At 27.0% G+C, this 10,379-nt stretch carries 4 protein-coding genes; all 4 read right to left on the bottom strand.

The window, feature by feature from the left end; translation table 4 throughout:
- A partial coding sequence (locus C4B24_RS04210; RefSeq protein WP_131599527.1) for a coiled-coil domain-containing protein occupies positions 1-1,877 on the bottom strand: 1,877 nt, incomplete at its 3' end.
- A 9-nt stretch (positions 1,878-1,886) separates the two neighbouring features.
- Positions 1,887-5,522 (bottom strand): hypothetical protein, encoded by a 3,636-nt coding sequence (locus C4B24_RS04205; RefSeq protein WP_131599526.1) that lies wholly within the window; start codon positions 5,520-5,522, stop codon positions 1,887-1,889.
- Positions 5,523-5,652: 130 nt separating this feature from the next.
- On the bottom strand, positions 5,653-7,326 hold the full coding sequence (locus C4B24_RS04200) for a hypothetical protein (protein WP_131599525.1): 1,674 nt from the start codon (positions 7,324-7,326) through the stop codon (positions 5,653-5,655).
- Between the two features lies 1 nt (position 7,327).
- A partial coding sequence (locus C4B24_RS04975) for a hypothetical protein (RefSeq protein ID WP_168388353.1) occupies positions 7,328-10,379 on the bottom strand: 3,052 nt, incomplete at its 5' end.

Genomic DNA, 10,379 nt, shown 5'->3' with positions numbered 1-10,379 from the left:
GCAGTTGTTTTTGTTGCAAGATCTTGATCAGCGGTTGTTTTATCATTATTTAGTTTAGATAATTCAGCTTTTTTGTCTGTATGTTTTTTGGTTGCATCATCTAATGCTGTTTGTGCATCTTGAGCTGCTTTTTGAGATTTAGTAAATTCGTTGTTGGCATCATCAAAAGCAGTTGTTTTTGTTGCAAGATCCGAAAGAGCAATAAGTTTTTCAGAACCAAGTTTTTTTAATTTATCAGCATCTTTTGTTGCTTTTATTTTATTTTCAATATCATCAACTTTTAAAGTTGCAGCTGTTTTATTTTGTGTTGCAGTTGCTTTATTCGATTTCTTTGTTGCAAGATCTTGATCAGCATTTGTTTTGTCAAGCGTTGCTGCATCTAAAGTTACTTTAAGTGTTGCAAGTTCGCTTGTTGCAGTTGTAATTTTTTGCTCTAAATTATCAACTAATGTACTAGCATCAGTTTTATTTTGTGTTGCAGTTGTTTTATTCGAATCTTTTGTTGCAAGATCTTGATCAGCATTTGTTTTGTCAAGCGTTGCTGCATCTAAAGTTTTTTTAAGTATTGCAAGTTCGCTTGTTGCAGTTGTAATTTTTTGCTCTAAATTATCAACTAATGTACTAGCAGCTGTTTTATTTTGTGTTGCAGTTGCTTTATTTGAATTCTTAGTTGCAAGATCTTGATCAGCATTTGTTTTGTCAAGTGCTGCTGTATCTAAAGTTTTTTTAAGTATTGCAAGCTCACTTGGTATATTTGCGATTTTTTGGATAAGTGTGTTTATTAGAGTTGTTGCAGTTGTTTTAGCAAGCGTTGCTGCATCTAAAACACTTTGGGCAGTTTGTACATTTTGATCCTTAAGATTTTTTGTACTTTTTGCATTATCAAATACAGTTTTAGAAGCATTGAATAATTTAATTTGTTCGCTCAATTCATCTTCTTTAGATTTTATCTCATTTGTGATACCTTGCAAATCACTTTGTTTTAGTTTTTTATCTTCTTCCATTTTTTTGATTTCGGAATCATTATTTTTTATCTTGCCTTTTAAGTCTTTTATAGTTTCTTTAACTTTTAAAGCTTCTTTCTCTAAATTTGATAATATTTTATTATTTGCATTAATTTCATCAGTATTTTTATCAAATTTATGTTTAGCATCAATATATTTTTTATATTCGGCATCAAATTTATTTGTGAAATCTTTTAAATTAGCCAAAGAACCTTTATCACTAACATTCTTATTCTTTGTTCATTTAGGCATGTTTTTTTCAACATCCTCAACATTTATCATTGTATCTATTATGTTATTTAGCATAAATTTTAATTTACCAAATATTTTAATTGATAATGCTGTTGCCATATCCTTCATTGGAGCTTCTTTCACAAGACTATTTAATATTAAGTTAGCACCCGAATGTTTGTTTGTAAAAATAACATCAAATAATTCATTAACATCGGCTTTAAGTGTTGTTAATTCCCTTGCGAATATCACTTTTGCCTTTTTAACTTCATCAGGAGTATTGCCTCTATTAGCTAGGTAACCATAAAGAGCAATAATAGCTTGGTCAAGCGTTTTTATTGCTTTACCTTTCAACTCACCTTTAAAATTTTTAAAGTAAGTCTTATCAATGTTTTTGAAAACGTCCATAATACCTGCAATTGCAGAAGCAGAATATGGTGTAGCGGAATATTTTGACATCTCAATATCTGAAATACTTGTTTTTTTATTTTTTTCAACCGCTTTTATAATTAGATGGTCTTGCTTATTTAATGTAGAATCCATTTTTTTTGAAGAACCACATGACACAACAGAAATAACAGGCGCTGCTATGGCTAGTGGGACTAACACTGAACCCAATAATATTTTTTTATTAACTTTCATATCAACCTCCTATAATGACCCTAGAACTTCAAGTAATAAATCCATAAATGGCTCCATTCTTTTTCAAAATTCGTCAATGTCATCCTTTCTATAAATAATCTTATTATAATTTTCCTTATCAACAGTTCTAATTTCAGGTGAATAGTAGTTATTAAGAGTTATTTTATCTTTATTTTGTTCAACATCAATAACAATATGCCCTGTGTCACCAATTACGTGTGTTAACATTCCAGAAATATTATTCTCAATTTTGATAATAAATTCAGATAATGAACCGTTTACAGTATTAAACGCAGGAATTATATTATTTATTCCAGTAATACCAGTAATACCCTCAATCATGCCACCAAAATTATTTATCAATGTACTTAAAAGACCTCTTATAAGCGGCTTAATCACTGGTAAAATTTGATCCAGTATCGAACCAATTCCACTATAAGAATCAACCTTTGAAGGTGCAGAGACTTTTGCAACTTTTTTATCTCCATACAATTCTTTAAAATTAAGTGTTTTATCACCTAATTTTTTATAATAATCAGAATCTTTAGCTGCAGCTTCTCTTCTCTTTTTGGCATTTTCAACAACATTTTTAATAAATGAATCTGCTGCTCCGCCAGGTTTTATTTTGAAATTATCAATAGTTGCTTTTTCATCAAATTTAGAAAAATCAATATTTTTTCTCAATGTATTATTTATTTTTCTTGAATTTACACTTCTAACAAGGTGGTAGACAGTTGGTTTTCCTTTTACAACATCTCTATAGACTTTATATTGTCCTTCATTCATGAGATCCTTAGACGTTTTAAACGACTCGTTTTCATCATTTTTAGTTGCGAAGAAATTACCTTTATCAGCCTTTAATTTTTCAAGGAAATCTTTTTCAAGTTTGTTATTTGATGCTTTTGAAATAGCTGCATCTATTGAGTCGGAATTAGTTACAAAGTTTTCTGGAGTTTCTCATTTTGGCTTCCAATGAATGGAATTAGCGGTAAATTCAAATGTGTGATCAATAATAACTCTAACAACATCTAACAAGTCATTGATTTCGCCTTTTATATTTTGCTTAACTGTTTTTTCATCAGAAGAAATACTTCCTGTAAATACACCATTTTTAGATAATTCAGAGACAAATAAATCACTAAGCGAATCTTTATTTGTTGTTATTTGATCGAATAAATCCTTATCTATAATTTCTTTGGTTTTTAAAATCTTATTTGCAATTTCCTGTTTTTTAGTTTCATCTCTTAAACTAATATCAGTAGATAAGTAATCCTTAAAAGCATCCTTTAATTCTGCTAATGTTTTTTTTGCCTTTGGAAGCATCGCCATTCCTGATTGCTTAACTTTTTCAAGAATTGTTTTCTTTTGTTTGATAAGTTTGGTATCCTTTGATTTGAAGAATTCAATCATATCAATTTTTAATCCTTGAACTTTAACCCTTCTTGTTAATTCATTATCTTCATCCTTAACAACAATAACTAGTTCATCTCCATTAGTAAAACCTTGACTATTTATTTTATAAGTTACATTAGTATCGTTGCTCATACCTTCTTTTTTTATTTTATATTCAATATCATAGTAATTACCAAGATTAATTTGTTTTATAGTCGCCTTTTTATTAGCACTATTAAAAATTATTTTTGGTATCTTAACGTTCTTAAAGGCTTCTTTTTTTGTTTTTTCAATTAGAACATCATCAATATATTTCATATCTATTTCATTGGAAATTATTGTTTTGATCTCTTTTGAAAACTCTTCTCTTGATATGAATCCTTTATTAGTAGTTGGATTTATGTACTTATCTTTTGATGGAACTAAAACTTGTGTAGATTGAGGCAATGATTTTTTGAATAATTCTTCCTCACTCAACTTATTAAATTGAACATTTTCTTGATCTTGTATTGTTTTTTGTGTTTTTAATTGAACTACTCTACCTACTTTAACATTTTTATTGAATGTTAAAGTAGATTCTGCATCTCCATCTTTTAGGATTTTTAAATCATTGGTAACATTTTTAACATTGATTGTTTGCTTTTTATTAATGGGGTTTATTCATGAATTATGAGTTTTCATAAAACTATCAATTTGCTCTTTAGAATAATTTTTACCAATAATTGTATTTGCTTTACTTAATTTTCCGTTTGAAGTAGCTAAAACATTTACATAATTATTACCAGAACCATCACCAACTATAGGAGTAGGAGATTTATCAATACCTGGCATAGCATCTTTTGGAGCTTTTGTTTTATCTTCAAATGAAATAAGTGCAACATCAGAATTTTTTGCAATATCTTTTTTTGTATTTTCAACAGCTGTATTTACAGCTTTTTTAATCAATGCATCATTTGATTTTGCAAAAGATAACAATTCTTTTTCAGTTTCAAATCATTTTCCATCAAGTTCAAATCTTCTATTAAAATTAAATTCTGTATTATTAGATTTGTACCTATCAAATCACGGATGAGTTACACCGCTATCTCCCCATGTACCTCAATTATTATCAGGTTTAAATGTTGGTAATTTTGCAAAAGTAACCGATCTCTTTGTATAGCCAGTTCAGAAGGTTCCGTAAGTTTTAAAATTTCACGTTCTGGTAGTTAAAATATCTCATAGAATTTTTAAATCGGAAAGTTTTGAAGCAGCAATCACTTCTTTTTTAAGAGTATTTGCTTTTATATCTGTTTTTTTCCCACCGCTTTCATCTTCAAAACTATCATAAAGATAAAATTTACTTGTAAGTTTTTTACCAGAAGGAAGTGTTATTTTTGTATCTTGATTATCTGCTCTAAAACTGAAATAAGTATATTGGGTGTCAGCTTGGTCATCATAGAATTTTTTGAACTGATCAATCGCACCCAAAATTTCCTGTTTATAAATCGCAACATCCGAAGCTTTATTGTGTGTTGTAAATCCTTGCACTTGTTTTTTATAAAAGTCTTCAATTATAGAATTTTTATCGTTACCATTTGTTACATATACTTTTCCATCTTTAGTACCGATTCCAGAAAATGCGGGTTTATTTAAACCAACAACAGCTTTATCACCACCAAATTTTTTAGTTTTGGAATCATACATTCTATTAGAAAATGTTTCTCCACTACCATCTCCATTTGAATGCTTAAAGTATTCAGCAATTGCTTTATCAAATGTTTTATAAACTTTACCATTTGTAGTAAAAACTTTTGATGTATTTGTTTCAAGTTTACCTTTAATATCTTTATATTTATTTTCAGAATTGTCTTTAATTTCATTTTTTTCATCTATAAAAGAAACTTTCTCAATTTTATGATCTATTTTATAAGCATTAAAAAGATCTGCTTGAGTTAAAAATTCAATACCATTGTATTTATAAACTTTCTTTTTATTAATATTATTCGCCAATTCAGCACTAACCTTTTCATTAATTGCTTTAGATTGTGCTTTTTGAGCTTCAACTTTTGTATTATATATTTTATTATCAAATCTAAATTTAGATAGCCTATCATCTTGAACCACTTTATCAATAGGGTCTTTAGGCGCTTTAGAGTCATTTGGTGCTTTAGATTCAGTCTTTGTAGAACCACAAGCAACTACCGTTGAAAGACCTACTGTTGTTATAGCAGCTAGTGCAGTTGTACTTAATACCACCTTATATTTCTTTTTCATATATAAACCTCCTGTGTTTAAATTACATTCATCATGTTAAATATGAACTATATTATTTTACCATTTTATTAAAATAATGCAATAAATGCTTAAAAATAAAATTAAATAAAAAAATACAGCAAAACTGTATTTAAGCATTTATATCTTCTAATTTAAGTGCGTTAACTAATTCAACTAGACTAATAGTATAGTTAGAATAAGGATCTTTTGTAAGCTTATCAACCAACCCAATTATTGGTATATCTAGTTGTATATTCTTAATTTTAGCATCAATTGTTTTTCTCAAATGTGGGTTTTTTGTTTGGTGGTTTTTAATGGCTAATTTAATTTTTTCATTATTGCTTAGATAATTACTATATTTAAATATATTAAACTGAGGAGAAATAAAATAATTTTTTTGCATTTTATAACTATTTAATTTTTTATCAAAGTTTATCTCACCATAATATTGAACATTATCACCAGATAAATTAGATATAAAACTCTGTAAATTCATTTCCGTAAATTGCATTGTTTTACCAAAATCACTCAATAATCCATCAATTTTATTCAAGAAACCTGAAATTCTTGATGGATTTTTGAGTATTTCCATTATTTTATCTTGTGAAGGCAAGGTTATTTCTCCATTTTTCATAAGCGGAGAAATAATTATGTTATTAAGAAACGGATCATTAATTAGACCACCGAAAGTCTTATTTGTGTATTTTATATTTTTCTTAAGTTCTGAAATAAATTCACTTGTTTTCCCATCAATCTCAAAATAAATATTTTTTGTTTTGAGATCTTGGTAAACCATTATTCTTTCGGGATATTCTTGAGATATTTTCTTGAACATTTTTAACCCAGCTTGGAAACCATTATTTTCAATAGAGTTTTCTGGCTGATCTATTGATTTTAAATCAATAAATGATTTACCAATACCTTTTAATATATCAGATGCTTGAATATAATCAAATAAATCTACATAACTTGATTTAAAGGATCTTTTAATGTCTTTTTGTGCTCCTGAAATTAGTTCACCATTCAGAAAGCTTATTACTTGCTTTTTAATTTCATTACCATTGAATATACTTGGTATGTTATCTAATGAAATAATTTGCTTCAAAGAACCTATTTTTTTAACATTAGAATTAGTTTTTCAAGATGGTTTAGCAGGGTTTTCAATGTTTATTAAAGTATCTAAAACATTATCCATAACCACCTTAATTTTTTTAGAAATTAATTTTGAAACATTTACCATTGGGCTCTCTTTTTTAAAGTTTAGACCAATTTTTTTTGTTTTTGAAGTTGTTTTCCTTATAAGGCTACTCAATAATGTTTTGTCATCACCAGTTGCAAGCTTATCAAAAAGTATGTCAACTTGAATTTTCATCTTTTTTAAATTTTCTGAAAAATGCATTTTAGACAATTTAATTTTTTCATCACGTTTTTTCTTGTTTTCTTCACTTAAGCCGTTAGCATTTAAATTAATAGCAGCATTTTCTCTTAAATACCCAATAAAAGCAATAATTGAAGTGTCTAAAACTTTTACACCTTGCAACTTAAGTTCCCCTTTTAATTCTTTTGTGAAATTCATTGTATTTGAAATGGAATTATAAACATTCATAATAGCTGTTTTAGGATAAGGTTTAGAAGAATATTTATCTATTTTATTGGCAGATTCCCAATCAGCTTTTTGTACAGATGGTTTTATAACTTTACAAGTTTTTTGTTTAATACCACATGAATTCACCAACACAATAGGTGTTGCCAACGCAAGAGGGGCAAAAGCTGTTTTTAATAATATTTTTTTATTTAATTTCATTTTATTCACCCGCCGAACCTAGAAATTCAAAGATTAAGTCCATGAATGGTTTTAATCTAGTAAAGAATTGATCTAAATCGTCCTTTCTATAAGTTATTTTATTATTGTTTTGTTTATCAATAACCCTTATTTGTGGTGAAAAATAATCCTTTACCACAAATTTGTTATCAGGGTTTTTTTCAACACTAATAACTACATCACCCTTATCACCAACAATATGTGATAATAAGCCATAGATATCATTTTCCATATTTATCAATGAGTCAAAACCTGATTGAGTTACATTATTAAATATACTTGGTATATTTTCTGCTCCACTAACACCTATGAATCCGTCAATAGTTAATCCCATATTTTTAAGTAGATTTGATATTGATCCATTTAAAAGACCTTTTATAATTGGGATGAAAGGACTAAAATCATTTCCGGAATCATTTTTTGATGTTTCAGTTGAATTTTTATCTTTTTTAGAGCCATTTTTTGAATACAATTCATTAAGGTCTATATTCTTAGAATCCATACCTTTTCAATCATTTTCAGCCCTTTTCTTAGCTCTATCAAGAGCAGTACTTGCGATATCACCAACCAATTTTGAAGATTCTATTTTTATATTGTCCAAAGTTCCGTTTGAGCGAAAATTAGTCATTTTATAATTTTGTCTAAAAATATTTGTTATTTCTCTTGTGTTGATTTCTTTAGTTATATAAAAAGTTATTTTCCCATCTTTATTTACATCCTTGTAAACTTTGAATTTACTTGTAGGTTTTTTCATTATGTCTAAAATAGTCTTAAAAGATTCATTTTTTATTTCTTCAGGATTACCAAATAAAGTATTTTTGTTTTCTTTTAATTTTATTAAGAATTGTTTTGCATCTTTATCTATATTTGAATTAATAACAGATTCTAAATTACTTTGATCCGCTATTAGATTACCTTTTCTTTTTCATGATGGATTTCAATAAATTGAATTAGAAATAAATTTGAATGTATTATCTGTAATCACCCTTAAAATATCAAGCAAATCATTAATCTCTGATTTTATCTCTTCTTTAACGGTATATCCATTATCTGAAATATTTTTTGAATAAACATTGTATTTTTCAAGTTCTTGAATAAAGGTATTGATTAATGAGTGTTCATCGCTTGCTACCATATCAAAAAATCTTGCATCAATTGTTTTTTTAGTATCATTGATTGTTTTGATTAGTTTTAACTTTACTTCATCAGTTCTTTCATTCATTGGCAATGATAAAAAACTTTTAAATTCATCACCCATTTTTTCGAAGGAACTTTTTATATTAGGTATTAATTTTGAAGCTACTTGTTTTATTGAATTGACTAATTTTTCTTTTTCAACTTTTATATTTTTATCAGTTGATTTAAAGAAAGAGAGCATATTTATTTTTAAGTTATTAATACTTATTCTTCTTATTAATTCATTATCATCTTTCTTTACAACCAATATTAATTCATCACCATTTTGGAATTTTTGTTCTTTAATTTTATAAGTAAAATTCTTTTCAATTGTTTGAGCCTTTTGTTTAATTTTATACTCAACAGAAACATAAGGACCCAAATCTATTTTTTTAATTTTGGCTGAACCATCCGCACCTAAAAATACTGCGTCTGGGATTTTAATGTCTTTGAAAGTTTCTTTTGAATTAGGCAATATATTAGCCTCATCAATAAATTTGAATTCAGATTTCTTGGAAATTTGTTCCCTTATTTTTTTAGAAAAAATCTCTTTACTTACATTACCTTTGAATATTTTTTTAGAGGGGGTTGCTTTGATATTAGAAATTGCATCATTGAAAATTTGGGTATTAGTTTTATCAAAAATGACCGTTTCATCTCCTTTGATTTTATCCCCACCCTTTACTAAAATTTTACCTACTTTAAATTCATTGACCGAGGGAAGTTTATCAATACTATCCCCATTATTTAATAAATCAATGAATTTGTTTGTTTGTTTTATTATTTTTATACTATTATTTGGTTTCTTAGAGGAATTCCACTCACCATTTTCCGATAATTTTTGTTTTATTTCATCTGCACTAAAATTCTTTCCGATAATTGTATTGGGATTTTGTGAAATGATATTGTTTTCAGTGGCTTTAACTTTGATATAAATATTACCCGAACCATCACCAACTTTATTTACAGAAACTTTATTCTCTCCTATACTAGCATTACTTGGAGCCTTTGTGCCAGTTTCATAATCAAATAATTCAACATTCTTGTTTTTATTTTTTTCAATTTTTGTATTATCAATAGATAATTTTAAACGTTTTTCTTGGCTTTCTTTTGAATTTAAATTTTCCAATAATTTTTTTATTGTTATTTTTTTAGAAGTATCTCCATCAAATATCCCTGTTAAATTTGTGGATTCCATTATTTTTGAAAGTAATTCTTCCTCGCTTTTATATGCTTTGTTTTCATAAATAAACTTAAATCCAACAAAATTAAAAGTTAAATCAGAGCTTATAACTGTATTAGTAAAAACCTTTGTAAATACACCACTAGATGTGACTTTTATTTTTTCAAGTTTTGCTTTTGAAAGAGTCTCGATTATTTTTAAAAGACTTTTGCTATTACTTATATTATTAATTATTGAATTTAATTCATTAACATAAATTAAACCTGCTGATGTTTTTATTGAATTTAATGGATTTTCACTTGATATCCCAGAACCATCAAAAAATAAATTGTCTGCATCTTTTGCGGAGTTTAAAGTATTGTCAATAACAGCAGATGCAACAGCTTTTAAGTCATTAAGGTTATTAAAATCAATTTTACCCACTTTCGAAAAATTAATTTTAGTCCTTATTTTAGGAGAATTCATCGATTCTTTTATTGATTCTTTATTTGCATTAATTTTACTTTTAAATCACTTATCATTGAATGAAAACCTTCTATTAAAGTTGAATGAGGTATTGTTTTTATATCTATTTAAAGCTCCATTTGGTTTATAACCATTATTTATTCATGATGTCTTTCAATCAATTATTGTGTCTAATCTTACCGATCTATAAGTATGTCCATTAGATTTTGTT

The sequence above is a fragment of the Mycoplasma marinum genome (genome assembly GCF_004335975.1).
Lineage (GTDB): Bacteria > Bacillota_I > Bacilli_A > Mycoplasmatales > Metamycoplasmataceae > Mycoplasma_K > Mycoplasma_K marinum.
The sequence above is the reverse complement of the archived record's forward strand: the minus strand, read 5'-3'. Positions and strand labels throughout refer to the sequence as shown.